The organism is Lachnoclostridium sp. Marseille-P6806, from assembly GCF_900625025.1.
GTDB lineage: Bacteria > Bacillota > Clostridia > Lachnospirales > Lachnospiraceae > CAG-791.
Genome location: NZ_LR130575.1, coordinates 114,800 through 135,845 on the forward strand (window position 1 = coordinate 114,800; position 21,046 = coordinate 135,845).

General features: G+C 60.6%; 15 protein-coding genes. All 15 read left to right on the forward strand.

The window, feature by feature from the left end; translation table 11 throughout:
• The first annotated feature begins 6 nt into the window (after positions 1 to 6).
• The 15 genes from hemW (at position 7) to E0E20_RS02955 (ending at position 20,929) form a co-directional block, all read left to right on the forward strand.
• Positions 7 to 1,245 carry a radical SAM family heme chaperone HemW gene (gene hemW / locus E0E20_RS02890; RefSeq protein ID WP_130836586.1) on the forward strand — a complete coding sequence of 413 codons (1,239 nt, stop codon included), beginning with the start codon at positions 7 to 9 and terminating at the stop codon, positions 1,243 to 1,245.
• A 215-nt stretch (positions 1,246 to 1,460) separates the two neighbouring features.
• Positions 1,461 to 2,777, forward strand: a complete 1,317-nt coding sequence (locus E0E20_RS02895) for a glycoside hydrolase family 25 protein (RefSeq protein ID WP_165443948.1) — start codon at positions 1,461 to 1,463, stop codon at positions 2,775 to 2,777.
• Between the two features lie 432 nt (positions 2,778 to 3,209).
• Complete coding sequence (locus E0E20_RS02900) at positions 3,210 to 4,781, forward strand: YifB family Mg chelatase-like AAA ATPase (protein WP_130836588.1); 1,572 nt, start codon at positions 3,210 to 3,212, stop codon at positions 4,779 to 4,781.
• A 14-nt stretch (positions 4,782 to 4,795) separates the two neighbouring features.
• A complete protein-coding gene (gene dprA, locus E0E20_RS02905; protein ID WP_165443949.1) occupies positions 4,796 to 5,986 on the forward strand; it encodes a DNA-processing protein DprA in 1,191 nt (396 codons plus the stop codon).
• Between the two features lie 143 nt (positions 5,987 to 6,129).
• A complete protein-coding gene (locus E0E20_RS02910; protein WP_442911471.1) occupies positions 6,130 to 7,257 on the forward strand; it encodes a sodium ion-translocating decarboxylase subunit beta in 1,128 nt (375 codons plus the stop codon).
• 96 nt (positions 7,258 to 7,353) lie between these two features.
• On the forward strand, positions 7,354 to 7,491 hold the full coding sequence (locus E0E20_RS13835) for an OadG-related small transporter subunit (RefSeq protein WP_165443950.1): 138 nt from the start codon (positions 7,354 to 7,356) through the stop codon (positions 7,489 to 7,491).
• A gap of 144 nt (positions 7,492 to 7,635) precedes the next feature.
• On the forward strand, positions 7,636 to 9,978 hold the full coding sequence (gene hypF, locus E0E20_RS02915) for a carbamoyltransferase HypF (protein WP_165443951.1): 2,343 nt from the start codon (positions 7,636 to 7,638) through the stop codon (positions 9,976 to 9,978).
• 5 nt (positions 9,979 to 9,983) lie between these two features.
• Positions 9,984 to 10,277 carry a HypC/HybG/HupF family hydrogenase formation chaperone gene (locus tag E0E20_RS02920; RefSeq protein WP_130836591.1) on the forward strand — a complete coding sequence of 98 codons (294 nt, stop codon included), beginning with the start codon at positions 9,984 to 9,986 and terminating at the stop codon, positions 10,275 to 10,277.
• Positions 10,258 to 11,310: a hydrogenase formation protein HypD gene (hypD, locus tag E0E20_RS02925; protein ID WP_130836592.1), complete on the forward strand. Its 1,053-nt coding sequence runs from the start codon at positions 10,258 to 10,260 to the stop codon at positions 11,308 to 11,310. Before E0E20_RS02920 ends, hypD begins: the two co-directional genes overlap by 20 nt.
• 4 nt (positions 11,311 to 11,314) lie before the next feature.
• A complete protein-coding gene (hypE, locus tag E0E20_RS02930; RefSeq protein ID WP_130836593.1) occupies positions 11,315 to 12,349 on the forward strand; it encodes a hydrogenase expression/formation protein HypE in 1,035 nt (344 codons plus the stop codon).
• 136 nt (positions 12,350 to 12,485) lie between these two features.
• Positions 12,486 to 13,754: a histidine--tRNA ligase gene (hisS, locus tag E0E20_RS02935; RefSeq protein ID WP_130836594.1), complete on the forward strand. Its 1,269-nt coding sequence runs from the start codon at positions 12,486 to 12,488 to the stop codon at positions 13,752 to 13,754.
• A gap of 30 nt (positions 13,755 to 13,784) precedes the next feature.
• Entirely contained in the window at positions 13,785 to 15,572 is a 1,788-nt protein-coding gene (aspS, locus tag E0E20_RS02940; RefSeq protein ID WP_278045053.1) for an aspartate--tRNA ligase, read from the forward strand.
• Between the two features lie 67 nt (positions 15,573 to 15,639).
• Entirely contained in the window at positions 15,640 to 17,955 is a 2,316-nt protein-coding gene (gene secD / locus E0E20_RS02945; protein ID WP_130836595.1) for a protein translocase subunit SecD, read from the forward strand.
• Positions 17,956 to 18,056: 101 nt separating this feature from the next.
• Positions 18,057 to 19,919 (forward strand): single-stranded-DNA-specific exonuclease RecJ, encoded by a 1,863-nt coding sequence (gene recJ, locus E0E20_RS02950; RefSeq protein ID WP_130836596.1) that lies wholly within the window; start codon positions 18,057 to 18,059, stop codon positions 19,917 to 19,919.
• 35 nt (positions 19,920 to 19,954) lie between these two features.
• On the forward strand, positions 19,955 to 20,929 hold the full coding sequence (locus E0E20_RS02955) for a 1-phosphofructokinase family hexose kinase (RefSeq protein WP_165443952.1): 975 nt from the start codon (positions 19,955 to 19,957) through the stop codon (positions 20,927 to 20,929).
• Positions 20,930 to 21,046: the final 117 nt, after the last annotated feature.

Sequence of the window (21,046 nt, forward strand, 5' to 3'; positions counted from 1 at the left end):
CGGGGCATGACAGACCGTGAGCTCGAAAGGCTGGAGGAGCGGAGCCGGGGAGGCTTCTGCTCGCTGTATCTTCATATTCCGTTCTGCGTCCGGAAATGCGCGTACTGTGATTTTCTCTCCGGCCCGGCGGACGCGGTGCAGCGGGAGCACTATGTGCGTTCGCTGATCCGTGAGATTCGGGAGACAGAATGCGAGCAGCCGGTGGACAGTGTTTTTTTCGGAGGAGGTACGCCGTCGGTGCTCGCGGCGGAGCAAATGTCACGGATTATGGCGGCGGTTCGGGAACACTTTTCACTGGAGGAAACGGCGGAGATCACGGCGGAGTGCAATCCGGGCACGGCACGGCAGGAGGACTTTTCCGTCTGGCGGGAGGCGGGCATCAACCGGATCTCGCTCGGCATACAGTCACTGGACGACGGTGAGCTCCGTCTGCTTGGACGGATTCATACGGCAGAGGAGGCGCGGGAGAGCTTCCGCGCGGCCAGAGCGGCAGGCTTTGGCAACATCAGCCTTGATTTGATGAGTGCGCTGCCCGGTCAGACGCCCGACCGCTGGGAGGAAACACTTTGCGGGGCGGCGGAGCTGGAGCCGGATCATATTTCGGCGTACAGTCTCATCATTGAGGAGGGGACTGTTTTCGGCAGCCTCTATGCCTGCCCGGCACCAGGAGGAGACAGCTTTCCGTCGCTCCCGGATGAAGAAACCGAGAGAGAGATGTACCGGCGGACGAGGGAGGTGCTGCGGGAATACGGCTACGAGAGGTATGAGATCTCGAGCTATGCCCGCCCGGGACGTGTGTGCGCACACAATATCGGCTACTGGACGGGGCATCCGTATCTGGGATTGGGGACGGGAGCCGCCTCTCTGGCTGTGGGACCCGGGCCGGGAGCGAGCCGTCTGCGATATGCGAATACCTGCGATATGAATCGCTATCTGGGGAGAAAAAGACTTTCGGAGATCCGTGAGGACCTGCAGGAGCTTACGGACAGGGAGCGCATGGAGGAATTCATGTTTCTGGGGCTGCGCCTTGCTCTGGGGGTCTCGGAAACGGAATTTTTTGCCCGTTTCGGGCGGCCGCTTCCGGAGATTTACGGCGATGTGTTGGCGCGTCACGAAGCGCTGGGACTCGTCCGGCGGGAACGTGGGAGGATCTTTCTCACGGAATACGGAACGGATGTCAGCAACAGCGTCATGGCAGACTATCTTCTGGATCCGGAGAGCGCAGCTTCTGGGCGGGAGGAGTAAAATACGGTAAAATACGGCAGCGAAATACCTGTCTTTTCATTGACGGAAGAGGATTCCATGCATAGAATAAAAAACAGCCTCGTCTGATTTCGGGGCTGCGGCGGCTGTATGCTGCGCCGCATATCGGCATGGCGCTCTGTTTCACAGGGCGGAGCGAAAGACAGGAGAGAGCGGTGATCGCGCTTCGGAAGAAGCGCCCGGCGTGGAGGAGCAGCTTGAGAGACTGGAAAAAGAAACTGAAATACCTGATGATCAGCGCGGCAGCGCTTGTTTTTGCGGCGGCAGGAAAACCGCAGAGCACAGAAGTGCAGGCGGCGCAGAAAGGAATCGACGTGTCGCAGTGGCAGGGGACCATCAACTGGGGCGCTGTCAGAAACAGCGGCATCAGCTTTGCCATGATCCGCTGCGGAAATATCAAATATGGCATGGATGCCAGCTTTCCGTTTAATATGACGGCGGCGAACGCGGCAGGCATCCGCACCGGCGTTTACTGCTATACCTATGCGCTGAATCCGGCGCAGGCCATGCAGGATGCGCAGTTTGTCGTGGCGGCCTGTCAGAATTTTACGGTGTCCTTTCCGATTGCCGTTGATTTTGAGGATAAAACCCAGGTGGGGCTTTCGCCGCAGCAGCAGGCGGAGATTGTCAATGCGTTCTGCGCTGTGATCTATAATGCAGGCTACACACCGATGGTTTATACCAGCCGGAATTGGTTTGTCGAGCGGATGGGGCCGGTGAGCTGGGATCACTGGGTCGCGCAATACAACTCGGTCTGCGATTATCCGGGCGCCTATGCGATGTGGCAGTATACGAGCAGCGGCCTTGTTCCGGGCATCAACGGCCGTGTGGACATGAACTATCTCTACAAGGACTATTTCACACTCATCAAGCAGAACGGCTTTGATACCCGCAATGGAAATACCTATTACTATCAGAACTACAAGAGAGTGGTCGGCCTCCAGAATATAGAGAGCAGACTGTATTTCTTCGATGGAACCGGCGCTATGCAGACAGGCTGGCTCGGCGCGGGCCCGGCGAAGTATTATTTTGATCCGTCGGACGGCGGAGCGGCGGTATTCGGGTGGAAAACCATCGACGGTTTCCACTATTATTTCGGCGCGAACGGTTTCGCGTCTGTCGGACTGACCGCCGTGGACGGCGCCAATTACCTCTTCGACGGAGAGGGCCGGATGACGACCGGCTGGGTGAGCGCGGCGGGAGCGACGCTGTACTTCGCCGAAGACGGGCGGCAGGCGCTGGGACTCACGCAGATCGACGGCAGCAGCTATTATTTCAATACGGACGGCGCGATGGTAGCGGGGCTTTTCACTCTCCCGGACGGAATGACCCGCTTCTTCGGCGCAGACGGCAGGATGGCTGTCGGCTGGCAGGAGATCGGCGGAGGCTGGTTCTTCTTCGGTGAGGATGGTGTGCTGGTGCGTGACGCGATCTTTAACGATAATGCGGGCATCGGCGTGCAGGTCGATGCCAACGGACTTCTGGTGGCTCCGCTCGGGTATGTGCCGCAGTAAGCGCTGCGGGGAGAGGAACGTCCGGGCCGGCGCTTTGAGGACGGCGCTTCGGCGGGCGGCAAATTCGTTCTTGCCGGAACAGGAAGTTTGTTTTATAGTCTCTATATCGGCTGCTCATGCGGGGAGGGTCATCCCCGCATGAGATAAAGCCGGAGCTTTCTCTTTTTCTTTTCTGTTTTCCGTATTTTCTTTATTAATCACTATTTTTTCATTTGGTTTCACTGATTTTGTTCTGTTTTGCTTTTTCTGTTTTTCTCTGTTTTTTCTTTCTCTGTTTTTCTTTTTCGGTTTTTGGCATTTCCCATTTTTGCTGTTATCTGTTTCTCGTTGTTTTGTTTCGCGTCTGCTTTTCTTATTCAGTTCGGACTTTCTGCTTTTTCAGGCAGCTTTTTGAAAAAGCGGCCAGGAGTATATCTCGCGGGAGGATTTTCTATGTTCAGCAGGGTCGTGACAGGAGCGGTATTCGGCATCGTAAGCTACTGCATGTGCGTGGAGACGGACATCTCAAAGGGGCTTCCGGTGTTTTCCATGGTCGGATTTCTGAGCAATGAGATGAAAGAGGCGGGAGACCGCGTCCGGGTCGCTTTGCGCAATGCGGGTGTGGAGCTGCCGCCATCCCGTATCGTGATTAATTTTTCTCCGGCGGATATTCCAAAGCGGGGAATGGTGGTCGATCTTCCGGTGGCGGCGGGAATTCTGGCTGCGCTGGGGGTGGTGCGGCAGTCGGATATGGAAGGGCTCCTGATTGCCGGAGAGCTGGGGCTGGACGGGGAGGTAAAGCCCATACGCGGGGTGCTCCCCATTGTCCGGAGTGCAAGGGAGAGGGGAATCAGAACCTGTCTTCTGCCGGTAAAAAATGCGGCAGAGGGCGCGGTGTTCAGCGATATGCGCATCATCCCTCTCTCTTCGCTCCGCCAGATGATACGCTATCTGCTGGAACCGGCGGAGGGACGGGATGCGCTGATCCCGCCATTTCATATGAAAAGCGGGGCGGCGGCTCCGGCAGGCGGAGAGGCGGGCGGAAATGATTTTTCGGTGATTCACGGGCAGGCCGCCGCAAAGCGGGTTCTCGAGATTGCCGCTGCGGGCTTTCACAACACGCTGCTGATCGGCGCGCCGGGGAGCGGCAAGAGTATGCTGGCCCGCTGTATGCCCGGGATCATGCCCCCGCTCACACAGGAGGAGAGCATGGAGGTTTCGGCGATATACAGCATCGCAGGGCGGCTTCCCCCGGAGCAGCCGCTTATGACAAGGCGCCCGTATCTTTCGCCGCATCACACCATCACGAGGGCGGCTCTCACCGGAGGCGGTGCGGTGCCTGTACCGGGTGCCATCACGCTCGCCAACCGGGGCGTGCTGTTTCTCGATGAGCTGCCGGAGTTCGGCAGGGAAAAGCTGGACCTGCTCCGGCAGCCTCTTGAGGATCATCAGATTCCCCTTTCCCGCCGCTGTGGAAGCTTTGTCTATCCGGCCCGTTTTCTTATGCTGGGGGCGATGAATCCCTGTCCCTGCGGAAGCTATCCGGATCGGAGCCGGTGCCGCTGCACGGAGCCGGAGATCCGCAGGTATCTGGGGAGAATTTCGGGGCCTTTTCTGGATCGTATGGATTTGTGCAGCGAAACCTCGCGCATGGGAGCGGAGGAGCTGATCGGCGCGGGAGCGGAGGAGAACAGCGAGACGGTTCTGGGGCGCGTGATGGAGGCAGCGGAAAGACAGGCGCGGCGCTTTCGGGGAACGGAATTTGTCTTCAACGCCGATATGGATGCGCGTGCGGTAGAGCGGTACTGCATGCTGGGAGATGCGGAGCGCCGGCTGATGCGGCGCATGTTTGACAGGCTCGGACTGACAGCGCGGGGGTATCATCGCATGCTCAGGACGGCGAGAACGATTGCGGATCTGGCGGGAGAAGAGAGAATCAAGGAGATACACCTTATGGAGGCGGCAGGATATCGCGCCGCGGACCGACGATATTGGGGAAAAGAGGGAGAGGAGGCACAGCTTTGACAAGGAGGATGGAAATGAATCGTTATGCCTGCTGGCTGTACAGCATTCCCGGAATCGGCAGAATCCGAATCCATGCGCTGCGGCGCGCCTTTCTTCGCTGTTACCGCGCGGATCCCCGGCTGTTTCCCTCCTCCGTGTTTCGGATGTCGGAGAAAGAGCTCCGCGCGCTGTGCCAAAACGGCGCGGAAGAGGGGGAAGAAGGTGCGCGTGACAGGGAGACGTTGCAGCGCGCCTGTCCGTACTTTCTTGCCGGGAGACAGCGGGAACCGGAGCAGGCGGTTTCCGCGTGTCGGCGAGCCGGATTGTTCTTTGTTTCCTATGATGATCCGGGTTTTCCGGAGCGGCTGAAGAGGATTCCGGAGCCGCCGTATGCCCTTTATTTCCGCGGCAGTCTTCCAGAGGAGCAAAGACCGTCGGCCGGAGTCGTCGGCGCGCGGCTGTGCTCTGCCTACGGGCGGGAGCAGGCAAGGCGCTTTTCTGCGGCGCTTGCGGAGAACGGGATACAGATCGTGAGCGGGATGGCGCGCGGCGTGGACGGGATTGCCCAGCGGGCGGCCATGGATGCGGGCGGCAGGAGCTTCGCCGTGCTGGGATGCGGCGCGGACATCTGCTATCCTGCGGAGAACGGCGCGCTGTATGAGAGGCTCCGGGCAGAGGGCGGAATCATTTCCGAGTACCCGCCGGGAACGCGGGCGGAGCCGGGACTGTTTCCGGTCAGGAACCGGCTGATTGCAGGATTTTCCGATCTCGTGCTTCTTGTCGAGGCAAGGGAGCGGAGCGGGAGTCTTATTACCTGCGCGCGGGCTCTCGAGCAGGGAAAGGAGGTCTATGCTGTTCCGGGGAGAGTGTGCGACGCCCTGTCTGTCGGGCCGAACCGCCTGATCCGGGACGGCGCTGGGATTGCGACGCAGGCGGAGGATGTGATCGAGGTGCTTTTGGGCATCCGGGGAGACGCCGGGGCCGGGGAGCGGAATCCAGAAGTGGAAGAGGAAAAGGCGTTGTCTCTGCCGGAGCCGGAGGCTTCGCTGTACCGCGTGCTGGAGGAAAGAGAGCCCTGCGGACTGAGTGAGATGCTGCAGGGCGCGGGGGAGAGCCTTCGCAGAGAGCTCCGTGCGGAGGAGGCGATGGGCTGCATGATACGGCTTGAGCTGAAGGGCCTTGTGGAGGAGGCCGGCGTGGGGCAGTATATCCGGCGCCGCTCATAGCTTTTGCAGGATCTTAGCGCCGGATTAACGCGATGTTTCATAAAGAGAGCAGATTCCGGTTGACGCATCGATTCCTTATTGGGTAGAATAGGCCCGCACACTGGTGAAACGGTCCGGTCAAGGAGGGGAAAATTATGCAGCAGCTGGCGGGACTTTTGGGAAATGCGGCGGAGACGACGCCGCAGATGGCTGTGATGTGGATCATCGGCGGAATACTGATGTATCTGGGGATTGTGAAAAAGATGGAGCCGTCGCTTCTCGTTCCGATGGGCTTCGGTGCGGTTCTGGTCAATCTTCCCTTTTCGGGGGCCGTCACGCAGACCATTGCGGGTGTTGTGGAGAAAGGACCGCTGGATGTGCTGTTTCAGGCGGGAATCTCGAATGAGCTGTTTCTGCTTCTTCTGTTCATAGGAATCGGGGCGATGATCGATTTCACGCCGCTTCTTTCCTGTCCGCAGATGATGCTGTTCGGCGCGGCGGCGCAGTTCGGCATTTTCTTTACGCTGAGTCTTGCGACGCTGTTCGGCTTTTCCCTGCAGGATGCCGCTTCGGTTGGCATTATCGGCGCGGCGGACGGACCGACCTCCATTTTTGTCGCCAATTATTTTCATTCCGGGTATCTCGGGGCGATCATCGTGGCGGCCTACTCCTATATGGCGCTTGTGCCGATCATCCAGCCGCCGGTGATCCGTCTCGTCACCACCAGGAGGGAGCGCAGAATCCGTATGGAGTACAGCCCCCGCAGCGTATCACGGACGGCAAAGATTCTGTTCCCGGTCTGCATTACGATTGTGGCGGGGCTGATCGCGCCCCGTTCCGTCGCGCTGGTCGGCTTCCTTATGTTTGGGAATCTCATTCGTGAGTGCGGTGTGCTGGATTCGCTTTCCGAGACGGCGCAGAGTTCTCTCGCCAATATCATTACGCTGCTTCTCGGCATCACAGTGGCGTCGCAGATGCGGGCGGAGGATTTCCTGAATGTCCGCACACTGTTTATTCTTCTTCTGGGGCTTGCCGCATTTGTGTTCGATACCATCGGCGGCGTCCTGTTCGCGCGGCTTCTGAATCTGTTTCTGCGCAAAAAGATCAATCCCATGATCGGGGCCTGCGGGATCTCCGCATTTCCCATGTCGGCGCGTGTCATCACGCAGATGGGGCTGAAAGAGGATTCCTCCAATGTGCTGATCATGCAGGCTACAGGAGTCAATGTGTCAGGGCAGATTGCCTCGGTGATTGCGGGAGGGCTGATTCTGAGTCTGATTCCCAGACTCTGACAGCCGGCGGCGCAGCGGATATGATGAAGAAAATGGCCGCGCAGGGTGAGCCGGGCGCGCGCCGTGCCAGGGAGTGGTATGAGAATCAATCTTTTTATGGAATCGTTGAAAATTATGGGACTTGGCATGCTGGGAATCTTTCTGGTCGCGGCGGTGCTGATTGCCGTTATGGTGGTGCTGACAAAGCTCTTTCCGGCAAAGAAAGAGCAGAGCGAAGACAGGCAGGACTCCTGAGGGGGAGGCAAAGCGCGGGGAATTGGTTATTCTGTTGAAAATACGCGCGCCGCGGCGGGAAGCTTTGTTGTATTTTCCGGTTTGCTGTGCTAAAGTATTTCCTGTGAACTGCGGGGGAGCAGGGACAGGATGACAGGAAATCGGATGCTGAGACTACATATCAGAGTAACGGGGGCGGTACAGGGAATCGGGTATCGCCCCTTTGTCGTCGGACTGGCGGAGCGTCTCCATGTGCGGGGGACGGTCCGCAATGCCGGCGGCGTTGTGGAGATCGAAGCGGCGGGCGAGTCCGCCGCGCTCCGTCAGTTCCGTCGGAGCCTTGTGCAGGAGGTTCCGCCGGGCGGCGTCGTGCTGGGAGCAGAGGAGACGCCGGGAGAGGGAGAGCTGCCGCCGGGCTTTCGGATTGAGGAGAGTACGGAGGATACGCTTGAGGAGGGGGGCTCTGAGCTTCCGGTGTTTCCGCCTGATCTGGCGCTCTGCCGCGCCTGTGAGCGGGAGCTGCTCTCTCCTGGAGACCGGCGATACCGTTATCCTTTGATCAGCTGCGTTTCCTGCGGGCCTCGTTACAGCATTCTGAAGCGTTTTCCGTATGACCGGGAGACAACTGCCATGACGCCGTTCTCCATGTGTCCGTCCTGCGGGGCGGAATACCATGCCGCCGGAAGACGGCGGCATGCGCAGACGATTTCCTGCCACGGCTGCGGGCCGCAGATGCTTCTGCGGCGGTACGGCGTCGGGGAGGACATCTCCGGCGAAGAGGCAATGCGGGAGGCGGTTCGCCTGCTGCGGGGCGGGGGGATTCTCGCCGTGAAGGGAATCGGCGGCTATCAGCTCCTGTGCCGGGCGGACGATCGCGCAGCGGTGTTCCGCATCCGGGAGCTCAAGGGCAGGGAGAAGAAGCCCTTTGCCGTCATGGTGCCGGATCTTCGCGCGGCGGAGGCTCTTGCCCTGCTGAGCGAGAGGGAAAAGGAGCTGCTTTCCTCTGCGGCTCGTCCCATTGTTCTCGTTGAAAGAAGCTCCGAGGAGACCGATGAGGCCGACGGCGGGGAGGACGTGGTGAGCAGCGGCAGCCGTTTTCTCGGACTGATGCTTCCCTCTACGGGTGTCCATCGCCTCCTTGCCGGAGAAATTCCGGCCATGGTCGTGACCAGCGCCAACCGCACGGGAGAGCCGATTCCGATCCGGGACGAGACGTTTCTCGGGCCGGTCTGCGCGGTGCGGCCGGACGCTGTGCTGTATCACCGGCGGGAGATTCTGCGTCCGCTCGACGACTCGGTGATCCGGGCGGAGGAGGACGGCGGAATCTGCATGATCCGGAGGAGCCGGGGCTACGTACCCTTTCCGGTCTTTCTCCGGGAGCTGCCCGGAGAGGGGGACGCCCCGCAGAGGAGCAGGCGGACGATCTTTGCGGCGGGAGGCGATCTGAAAAGCGCCTTTGCTCTCCGGCGCGGCGTCCGCGCGATTCTCTCTCAGTATTTTGGCGATCTGGAGCACTATGATATTTTCCGGAATTACAGCCGGGAGGAGAGAGCGATGGAGGCTCTTTTTTCCGCGGAGCCGGAGCTTGCGGTCTGCGATCTGCATTCGGGCTACCACTCGTCGGCCTTTGCGGAGCGCTACGCCCGGGCGCGCGGCATCCCGCTTGTCCGGGTGCAGCACCATCACGCTCACTGTGCCTCGGTGATGGCGGAGCACGGGCTGCTCTCCGCGCTGGGCATCGCCTTTGACGGAACCGGATACGGCACGGACGGCGCGCTCTGGGGCGGTGAGTTTCTCCTTTGCCGCGGGGGGACGATGGAGAGGAGGGGGTCGCTTTCTCCGGTTCTTCTTATGGGGGGCGACAGCGTTTCTTTCCGCGCGTCTCTGGCGGCGGACTGCTACCGCGCGGCGCTGGGAGAGAGGACGGCAGAGCCTCTGACGGCTGCGGCCCTCCGAAGCGGCGAAAATACGATCCGCAGCACCAGCGCGGGACGGCTCTTTGACGCGATGAGCTCCCTCCTCGGGATACGGCAGGAAAACAGCTATGAGGGAGAGTGTGCGTCCGCGCTTGAAAAGGCCGCGTGGGAATATGAAAGCCGCGGACCGGGCGGGGGAGGAAGAGAATATCCGCTTCTTCCGGAGGTGAAGCTTTTTCGTTCTGCGGAGGACGGCCGCTGGCTTCTGGATCAGCTGTCGCTTGTGCATAGGATCCTCTCTCTTCGTGAATCCGGCGCTACGGCCGGCGAGTGTGCTCTCGAGTTTCATGAGGCGCTTGCGCGCGCGGCGGGGGCGCTTGCGGAGCGCATTGCCGGTGAAGCGGGAGAGCGGCGGATTGTCCTTGGAGGCGGGGTGTTCGTCAACCGGCTGTTTTTAAGGCGGCTGTCGGCATATCTGCGGGGGCGGGGATTTTCCGTATACCGGAATGAACAGATTCCGGGAAACGACGGAGGACTGGCGCTCGGACAGGCGTGGCTCGCCGGTTTTTACAGCGGAGAAAAGGGAGAGTAGGACATATGTGCGTTTGTTATCCGGGAATTGTCCGTGAAGTGCGTCCTCACAGCGCGGTTGTGGATTTCACGGGGACGGAGGTGGAGGCCCTCACCGGCCTTGTTCCGGTCCGCGCGGGGGATCGGGTACTGGTGCACGCGGGCTGCATTATGCAGGTTCTTCCGCCGGAGGAGGCGGATGAGACGGAAAAGCTCTTTGCGGAGCTTGCGGCGCTGACGGAAGAGGATATGAAAGAAAGACCGGGACGGTATGGGGACCGGTCGGAGAACGGGGCCGTACATGATGCGTACGCTGGATGAAATTACGGAATTTCTCCGGACGTACGACGGTCCGGAGATGCGCATCATGGAGGTCTGCGGCTCCCACACGGCCGCCATTGCAAGAAACGGGATCCCCTCGCTCCTGTCTCCGGGGATCCGTCTGATTTCGGGGCCGGGCTGTCCTGTCTGCGTGACGGTGTCGTCCTATATCGACCGCCTGACCGAGCTTGCCATGGAGCCGGACACGGTCGTTGTGTCCTTTGGCGATCTTCTCCGGGTGAAAGGCTCGGGAAGAAGCCTTGCGGAGACAAAGGCGGACGGAGGAAAGGTGATCGTGGTCTATTCCCCGGCGCAGATGCTCGATCTTGCGGCGGCGGATCCCGGGCGCTGTTATGTTTTTGCCGCGGTGGGCTTTGAGACGACGGCTCCGGTCTATGCGCTGCTCCTCGAGGAGGCGGAGAGGAGGGGCATACGGAATATCCGGCTTCTGACCTCGCTGAAAACGATGCCGGCGGTCATGGAGCGTGTCTGCCTCGATGCCGGGGTCTCAATCGGCGGCTTTCTCGCGCCGGGACATGTCTGCGCCGTGACGGGCTATGAGCTGTTCCGGGGGACGGCGGAGCGCTTCGGCGTGCCTTTCGTCGTCTCGGGCTTTACGGGGGAGCAGCTTCTGGCCTCGATCTGCCGCCTTGTGCAGCTCCGGGGCAGGGGGACGGTCGAGAATCTGTACCGGACGGTGGTGAAGCCGGAGGGAAACCGGGAGGCGCAGCAGCTTATCCGGCGGTGGTTCCGGCCCTGTGACGCCGTGTGGCGCGGCATGGGAAACATTCCCGGCTCCGGACTCTGTCTCAGGGAGAGCGCCCGGGACAGGGATGCCGGCAGTGCGGGACTCGTGGAGGATCGGGCCGGGAACGGCTGTCAGTGCGCGTCGGTTCTTACGGGACGGATCCCGCCGACCGGCTGCCCGCTGTTCGGCGCGGCGTGTACGCCGCAGGATCCCCGCGGGGCCTGCATGGTCTCGCAGGAGGGGGCCTGCTTCAATTACTTCATTTCGGGAAGAAAGGGGAAATAAGGTCATGCAGGAGCCGGTGATCACCATGGCGCACGGGAGCGGAGGCGATGCGACGGGCCGCCTCATTGCGGAGCTGTTCGCAGAGGCCTTTCACAACGAATATCTTGACCGCATGGAGGATGCGAGCGTTCTTCCCGGCTCTGGCAGGATTGCCATGACGACCGACAGCTTTGTGGTGTCGCCGCACCGCTTTCCGGGCGGCGATATCGGGAGACTGAGCGTCTGCGGCACCGTCAACGATCTTCTGACGAGCGGTGCGGAGCCCCGGTATCTCACGGCCGGCTTTATTCTTGAGGAGGGACTGGCGCTTTCCGAGCTCCGGGCCGTCGTGCAGTCCATGGCGGAGACCGCGAGGGAGGCCGGCGTTCTGATTGTGACGGGGGATACTAAGGTGGTCGAGCCCCGGCGGCAGCGGGGCGGGATTTTGCAGAGCGGACTTATGATCAACACGGCGGGTGTCGGCTTTATCCCGGAGGGACGGACCGAGCTCGGCGCGGCGCATATCGAGGACGGCGACGTCATTCTGGTGTCGGGGACGCTGGGGGAGCATCACGCGGCGATCATGGCCGGACGGATGGGACTGGAGAACGCTTCTCTTTTCAGCGACAACGCGCCGCTCGGGGATATGGCAGGGCGTCTCCTCCGCTCCGGAGTGCGGGTCCATGCGATGCGCGACGTGACGCGCGGCGGACTGGCGACGGTGCTCGGCGAATCGGCACGGGCCGCAGGTCTCCAGATCACGGTGGAGGAAAACCGGCTGCCTGTGCAGCGCGAGGTTGCAGATTTCTGCGGGATCATGGGCCTTGATCCGCTGTATATGGGCAACGAGGGAAAGCTGGTGATCGCCGTCGCTCCCGAGGACGCGGAGCGAGCGCTGGCGCTTGTCCGCGGCAGCCGGTACGGGGAGCGCGCGGAGCGGATCGGCTTTTGCCGTGCGGTCCCCGAGGGAGAGGAGCCGCTTCTCCTCCTGCAGACAGCGATCGGGGGGCGCAGAGTCCTCGGCCCGCTCTACGGGGAGGGACTGCCCCGGATCTGCTGACAGAGTCTGTCCGGAGCTTCCGGCGGGCAGGCGTTGCACCGGCCGGAAAATCATTGTAATATAGTACGGTGTCCGCGGACCGGCGTTGTGCGTAGCGCCGCGGCGGACTGGTTCTGTTTTCTGGAAGAGGGTGGAAATGGCATTGACGAAAAAGCCGGTCACCGGCATGAAAGATATTATGCCCGGAGAGATGGAGATCCGGGATTATTGTATTTCTGTCATCAAGAAAACCTACGCGGAATTCGGCTTTCAGGGCATTGAAACGCCCTGCGTGGAAAGCATTGAGAACCTGACGAGCAAGAGCGGCGGCGACAATGAGAAGCTGATTTTCAAGATTCTCAAGAGAGGCGAAAAGCTGAAGCTCGATGCGCAGCCGACGGAGCAGGAGCTTGTGGACGGGGGACTTCGCTATGATCTCACGGTTCCGCTGGTCCGCTACTTTTCGGCGCATGAAAATGAGCTGCCGTCCCCGTTCAAGGCACTGCAGATGGGAAATGTCTGGCGTGCTGACCGGCCGCAGAAAGGCAGATACCGTCAGTTTATGCAGTGCGATATCGACATCATCGGCGAGCCGACGAATCTTGCGGAAATCGAGCTGATTCTCGCCACGACGACGACGCTCGGGCGTCTCGGCTTCCGGGGGTTCCAGATCCGCATCAATGAGCGCCGCATCCTGAAAGCGATGGCCGGATACAGCGGCTTTCCGGAGGACCGCTGTGACGAGGTGTTCATCATCCTCGATAAAATGGATAAGATCGGACGGGACGGCGTGCGGGAGGAGCTGATCGCGGGGGGCTTCGGCGAGGAGAGCGCGAACCGCTATATCGCGCTGTTCTGCGGGATGGACGGCCTTGAGAGCGCGGCGGATAAGCTCGCTTTTCTGGAGAGAGAGCTCGCGGGCTGCATCGGCGGGGATGTGATACCGAATCTCCGGGAGACCATCGAGACGGTTGAGGCGACCCGGCAGGCGGAGTTTTCGCTGGTATTTGACCCCACGATCGTCCGGGGGATGAGCTATTACACGGGAACGATCTTCGAGATCGCCATGCCGGAGCTCGGCATAAGCTGCGGCGGGGGCGGGCGCTACGACGGCATGGTCGGGAAATTCATCGGGCGGGAGGTTCCGGCCTGCGGCTTTTCCATCGGCTTTGAGCGGATCATCCTGATTCTGATGGAACGGAATTTCAAAATCCCGGGAGCCGCGGAAAAGATCTGCTATCTGCTGGAAAAGGGGCTTCCGGTGGAAAAGCTCCGGGAGGCGATAGCCCGGGCGCAGAAAGAGCGGGAGGCCGGACGGAGCGTTCTGGTTGTCCGCATGAACAAGAACAAGAAGTTCCAGAAGCAGGCGCTCACGGAGCAGGGCTATACCGGCTTTGAGGAATTCTATGCGGATCCGATCCGCTGAAAAACCGCTGTTGTCAAGGAGGAGAAAGCAGTGCAGAGCAGAACACATACATGCGGAGAGCTGCGCATGGCCGATGCGGGAAAGGAAGTCGCGCTCGTCGGATGGCTCGAAAATATGCGTGCCGTCGCGGGAACGCTGGCGTTTATCGTTCTGCGTGATTTTTACGGAACCACACAGATCGTCGCGGAGACACCCGAAATGATGGAGGCGTTCCGCGACATCACGAAAGAATCCACAATTCAGGTGACGGGGACGGTCCGGGAGCGCTCCAGCAAGAATCCGAAGCAGGCGACCGGAGATATTGAGGTGCTGCCCTCGTCCGTAAAGGTTCTCGGGCGCTGCCGCAATGCGGAGCTTCCTTTTGAAATCAATCACAGCCGTGAGGCGGATGAGTCGCTTCGTCTTCGCTATCGCTATCTCGATCTGCGCAACCCGGAGGTGAAGAAAAACATTCTGCTTCGCTGCCGGGTGGTTTCTGCGCTCCGGCAGGCCATGACGGAGCACGGCTTTCTGGAAATCACGACGCCGATTCTCACGGCAAGCTCTCCGGAGGGGGCGCGGGATTATCTCGTGCCGGCCCGCAAGCACCCGGGAAAGTTCTATGCTCTGCCGCAGGCGCCGCAGCAGTTCAAGCAGCTTCTTATGACGGCGGGCTTCGACCGCTATTTTCAGATCGCTCCCTGCTTTAGGGATGAGGATGCGCGGGGGGATCGTTCGCCGGGAGAGTTTTATCAGCTCGATATGGAGATGGCGTTCGCCTCGCAGGAGGATGTCTTTTCCGTGATCGAGGATGTTCTTCCCCCGATCTTTGCGGAATATGGGATTTATGACCGCGCGTCCGGCGCGCCGTTCCGGAGGATTCCGTATCTTGAGGCGATGGAGAAGTACGGCTCGGACAAGCCGGATCTGCGTATCGATCTGACCGTGCAGGATGCCACGGAGCTTCTTTCGGGCTGCGGCTTCGGGCCCTTTGATGAGCCGGGTGCCGTGATCAAGGCGGTCGTCGTCTCCGGCTTTGAGGGGACGCGCAAATTCATTGACAGGACGCTGGGCGAGGTCGAGGTGCAGGCCGGCGCGAAGCCTTACTGGTTCCGTGTGGACGAAAACGGCGTTCTGACAGGGGGCGTCGCCAAATTTGCGGAGCCTGTAAAGGATGCCGTTATTCGGGCGCTCGGCCTGAAAAACGGTGATTTTGTCGCGCTCTCCGCAGGAAAGCGCACGCAGGCGCAGAAGACGGCCGGCGTGCTTGTCAAAACGCTGGGAGCGGCCGTGCCCGGCCATATGGACAAGGAACAGTACGCATTCTGCTGGATCGTCGATTTCCCGATGTATGAAATGGGAGAGGAGTCCGGCGAGCTGGAATTCTGTCACAATCCGTTCTCCATGCCGAGCGGCGGCCTTGAGACGCTGCTGCGGGCGGAGCGCGGGGAAATCGATCCGCTTGCGATCACGGCGGATCAGTACGATCTGGTTGTGAACGGCGTGGAGCTGTCCTCCGGCGCCGTGCGGAACCATGATCCGGAGATCATGGTCAGGGCTTTTGAGATGGTGCGGCTCGGAGAGGAGGATGTCCGGCAGAAGTTCCCGGCCATGTATCATGCGTTCACCTACGGCGCTCCGCCGCACGCCGGCATTGCTCCCGGAGTGGACCGGATGGTCATGCTGCTGGCGGGTGAGGATTCCATCCGCGAGATCATTCCGTTCCCGATGAACAAAAACGCGCAGGATATCATGATGGGAGCCCCGTCGGAGGTTACGGACGAGCAGCTCCGCGAGCTTCATATCCGCTGTGCGGACGACGGAGCAGAGGAGCTTTGAGACGGACGGCGCGGCAGCGCGTCCCATATATCGCATCAACATTTTGTACCGGAAATGGAGACTGGAAATGAAAAAGAGAAATGCAGTCATCGCTCTGCTTCTTGCGGTTGTGCTCTTTATCGGCGCGGGATATCTTGCGCTCGTGGGTATCGGCCTCGAGGGCAGCGGATCCATCTATGACATCAGGCTCGGCCTCGATCTGGCGGGCGGCGTCAGCATCACCTATCAGGCGGTGGGGGAGGAAACGCCCTCGGCCGAGGATATGGATGACACCGTCTACAAGCTCCAGAAGCGTGTGGAGCAGTACAGCACGGAGGCGCAGGTCTACAAGGAGGGTGACGACCGGGTCAATATTGAGATCCCGGGCGTGACGGATGCAAACTCCATTCTGGAGGATCTGGGAAAGCCGGGCTCGCTGTATTTTATCCGGCAGACGGACGCGGACGGAAACGCCAACTACCAGATGAATTCGTCGACCTATCAGTACGAGCTGACGCGAAGCCTTGACGATATCATCGAGACCGGCGACGCCGTTCTCTCCGGGACGGATGTCGCGGATGCGCAGGCGGGATATCAGAACGACTCCATGAGCAATCAGGAAATTGTCGTGGAGCTGACCTTTACCGACGACGGCGCGAAGAAGTTCGCGGACGCGACTACGAGCGCGTACGGAAAAGGCGAATCCATCGGCATTTATTATGATGGGGAATTCATCAGCGTTCCGAGAGTGCAGGCGGCCATCACGAACGGGCAGGCGGTGATCACCGGCGAATCCACCATCGAGGACGCGAGGGAGCTGGCGTCCACCATCCGCATCGGCGGTCTCAAGGTGGAGCTGGAGGAGCTTCGATCCAACGTAGTCGGCGCGCAGCTCGGTCAGAACGCGATTGATACCTCTCTCAAAGCGGGCGTCGTGGGACTCATTCTGGTCGTGGTGTTCATGTGCGTGGTGTACTGGCTGCCGGGACTGTGCGCAAGTCTCGCCCTGCTGTTTTATACGTTCCTGATGATTCTGATTCTCAATGCCTTTGAGGTGACGCTGACCCTCCCCGGCATAGCGGGAATCCTGCTTTCCATCGGTATGGCGGTCGACGCGAACTGCATTATCTTCGCCCGCATCCGCGAGGAGCTGGCAACCGGCAAGACGGTGTCCTCCGCGATGAACATCGGTTACAGCAAGGCGCTGTCCGCCATCATTGACGGCAATGTCACAACGCTGATCGCGGCGGCTGTGCTGGGACTGCGCGGCTCCGGAACGGTCAAGGGCTTTGCACAGACGCTTGCCATCGGTATCATCCTTTCCATGTTCACCGCTCTGTTTGTGACAAAGCTCCTGATGAAAGCCGCTTATGCGCTGGGCTTTAAGGATCTCCGTTTCTACGGCGTCGGCAGAGAGCACGATCCGGTGAAATTCATCGGCAGACGCAGGATATTCTTTGCGGCCTCCGCGCTGGTCATTCTGGCCGGCTTTGCCGGCATGTTCTTCCATGCGGCAAGAGGGGAACGGGCGCTGAATTACAGTCTGGATTTTGTCGGCGGAACCAGCACCAGCGTCACCTTTGACAGACAATACACGCTGGACGAGTTGGATGCCGAGGTTGTTCCGGTTTTCCAGAGCGTGACTGGAGACGCCAATGTGCAGGTGCAGACGGTGGCGAACAGCAATCAGGTCATCTTCAAGACCCGCACGCTGCGTGTGGAGGAACGCGAGAAGCTCGATTCCGCGCTGGAGGAGCAGTTCTCTATTCCGGAGACGGATATCCAGTCCGAGACCATCAGCTCGACCATCAGCAGGGAGATGAAGAGCGACGCACTCTCGGCGGTTCTGATTGCCATGGCCCTGATGCTGCTCTATATCTGGTTCCGCTTTAAGGATGCGAGGTTCGGCGTCTCATCGGTGGCGGCTCTTGCGCATGATGTTCTGGTCGTGCTTGCCTGCTATGCGCTGCTCCGGGTTCCGGTCGGCAGCACCTTTATCGCCTGCATGCTGACCATCGTCGGATATTCCATCAACGCCACGATCGTCATCTTCGACCGTGTCCGCGAGAACCTGCAGATTTACGGCAGCGGAGATCTTGAGACCATCGCGGACAGAAGCATCACGCAGACGCTCTCGCGGAGTATTTTCACCTCGCTGACGACGTTCTTCATGGTCTTTGTGCTGTATATTTTCGGTGTGTCCTCCATCCGTGAATTTGCACTCCCGATCGGTGTCGGCGTGATCAGCGGAACCTATTCCTCCATCTGTCTGGCGAGCGCGTTCTGGTTTGTGCTTCGGCGTCATGCGGCGAAAGTCAGGGCAAAGAAGCCGGCCGCGGTCGCTGCTTCGGGAGAAGCCGGCGCAGGCGGAAAAGACGGCAGGAAAGATAAGAAAACAAAGTAAGCGGAGGCTGCCGGCAGAGAGCAGCGCATCCGCAGAACACATGGACTGTCGGTACGGGGGATGCAGCTTCTGCAGCCCCCTTTTTACCGTAAAGGAGGAGCATGGCCAAATGGTTTATCGCCCGCCGGGGCGGCGACTTTGCGGCGATCGGCGCAGCCTGCGGAATTTCGCCGGTGCTGGCAAGACTGATACGGAACCGGGGAGCGGTCGGTGAGGAGGAAACCCGCCGCTATCTGGAGGGTGGGACGGAGGCTCTGATTGATCCGCTGCGGCTTCCGGACATACCTTCCGCCGTGCGCCTGCTCAGGGAAAAAATAAGCGCCGGGGAGCCGGTCCGCATCATCGGAGACTACGATGTGGACGGGATCTGTTCATCCTACATACTGCTGCGCGGGCTCCGGGAGCAGGGAGCCCGCGCAGACGCAGTGCTTCCGGACCGTATCCGGGACGGCTACGGCCTGAATACGGAAATGATCGAGCGGGCGGCCGGCGAGGGCATACGCATGATCATCACCTGCGACAACGGAATTGCGGCGGCAGAGGCAGTTCATCGGGCAAAGGAGCTCGGCATGACGGTGATTGTGACGGATCACCATGAGATTCCTTTTGTGACCGATGCGGACAGGCAAAGGGAGTACTGTCTGCCGGAGGCCGATGTCATCGTCGAGCCGAAGCTCAAAAAGCCCGGGACCGAAGAAAATCTCTATCCGTTTCCGGAGCTCTGCGGCGCGGCCGTGGCATGGAAACTCATCTGCGCGCTGCGGGGAGAGAGCGCGGGACAGGCGGGAGCCCAGGGACTTATGCGGGAGCTGCTCGCATTCTGTGCGATCGCGACGGTCTGTGACGTCATGCCGCTCCGGGGAGAAAACCGCATTCTTGTCCGGGAGGGGCTGCGGGCGGCGGAAGAGACGGAAAATCCGGGCCTCCGGGCGCTGCTTCGGGCCAATGAGCTGGAGGAGAGCACGCTTCGCCCGTTTCATGCGGGCTTTATCCTCGGCCCCTGCCTCAACGCCTCCGGAAGACTGGACTCGGCGCAGCGCGCCCTCAATTTGTTTGACAGTAAGGAGAGCGGCGTCGATCCGGTGACGGCTGCCGCAGAACTTCGCAGGCTCAATGAGGAGCGTCGTGCCATGCAGGAAAAGAGCATGGAGAGCGCGGAGGAGTACATTAAGAGAAAGCGGCTGCTCCGGGATTTTGTGCTGGTGCTTGTTCTGCCGGACTGCCATCAGTCCCTCGCGGGGATCGTCGCCGGGAAGCTGCGCGAGCGCTACGAAAGACCGGTGTTTGTTCTCACGGACAGTGCGGAGGAGGGAATGCTCAAAGGCTCGGGGCGCTCCATCGAGGCCTATGACATGTATGCGGGAATGCAGGCCTGCAGGGAGCTCCTGATTCAGTTTGGAGGGCACAGAAAGGCCGGCGGACTCACGCTCCGGGCGGAAAACGCCGAAGCGCTCCGCCTCCGTCTGAACGAATGCTGCGGCCTTTCCGAGGACGATCTGTGCACGGAGCTGCATCTCGATCTGGAGCTGCCGCCCGGGCAGGTCACGCCTGCGCTGGCGGAGGAGCTGGGGCGGCTGGAGCCCTGCGGGAATGAGAATTCTCCGGCGCTTTTTGTCTGCCGGAATATCCGTATCATCGGCGCGGCGCTCCTCGGGCACTCCGAGCGGGCGGTGCGCTTCTTAGCCCGGGACGAGGGCGGGGAGGCGAGAGAGTTCATCTTTTTCGGCAATGCCGGGATGCTTGCCGCGCGCTTTGACGGCGCCTGCGGGCAGGGCGCGTGGGAGAGGCTGCTTTCTTTTTCGTCTCCATCCGCTTTCGCTTCGCGCGGGCAGGGAGACGGTGCGGTCTGCGCCGCCAATCTTGCCTATGAGCCCCGCATCAACGAATGGAGGGGGCGCCGATCGGTTCAGCTTGTGGTGAAAGACTTTCAGTTTTTAGACAGGAAACAGGCAGACAGGGTATAATTTCTCTTGAAGACGCCACAGAGCGGGAGAGCGCTATGATTACGACGGTTACGCTGAATCCGGCGATTGACAGAACCATGACGGGAGCATCGCTCCTCCCCGGCAGGGTGAACCGCATGGAAACCGTGCGGGAATATGCGGGCGGCAAGGGAGTCAATGTCACCAAGATGCTCCGCCGGCTCGGGGAGGAGGTCACGGGCGTGGGCTTTCTCGGGGGCTTTACAGGGCGGTTTATTCTGCATTACCTGAGAGAGCTCGGCGTCCTCTGCGACTACACGGAGGTTCCGGGTGCGACCCGGACGACGCTTAATCTTCTCACGGCGGACGGCTACGTGACGGAAATTCTGGAGCCGGGAGCGTCGGTTCCCGCGAACTGCGAGGAGCGCTTTCAGCGCTCCTTCAAGAGAGCGCTTGCCGGTTCGCGGGCGGCGGTTCTGTCCGGGAGCCTCCCGGCCGGTCTTCCGGAGGATTATTACGCGGGGCTGATCCGCTTCGGAAAGGAGCAGGGCGTGCGCATGTTTCTTGATGCGAGCGGCGCGGCGCTGGCAAAGGGCGTGCGGGCGGCGCCGTTTCTCATTAAGCCGAACACAAAGGAGCTGGAATACCTGATGGGAAAGCCGCTCCGGCGGCAGGAGGAGCTGGCGGAGGCCATTGTCACGCTGATGGAGAGAGGACTTCCCTGCGTCGTGGTCTCCCGCGGCTCCCGCGGACTGATGACGGCGGTGAAGCAGCCGGAGGGCTATGAAATCATCACCGCGTCAGCGCCGGAAGTTCCGGTTGTCAACACGGTGGGGAGCGGGGACGTCTCGGTGGCGCTTCTTGTGCAGGAACTCGCGGACGCGCCGGACAGGCCGGACGCGGTGCGGATGGAGAGAGCGCTTCGCCGGGCGGCGGCCTATGCCTCCGCGAATGTGACGACCATGGAGAGCGGTGTTGTTTCAGAGGAGACTGCGGAGCGGCTCATGGGTGACGTGAAGACGGAACGGTTTCCGTTTTGCGGGAAGAGCTGAATACCACGAGAGCCACCCGGAAGTCCGGATGGCTCTCAATGGTTTCTTATGAGGGGGGAGATAGTGAATTTCACTTCAACTATCTGATTAATACAATATCCTATAATTGTGACGCAG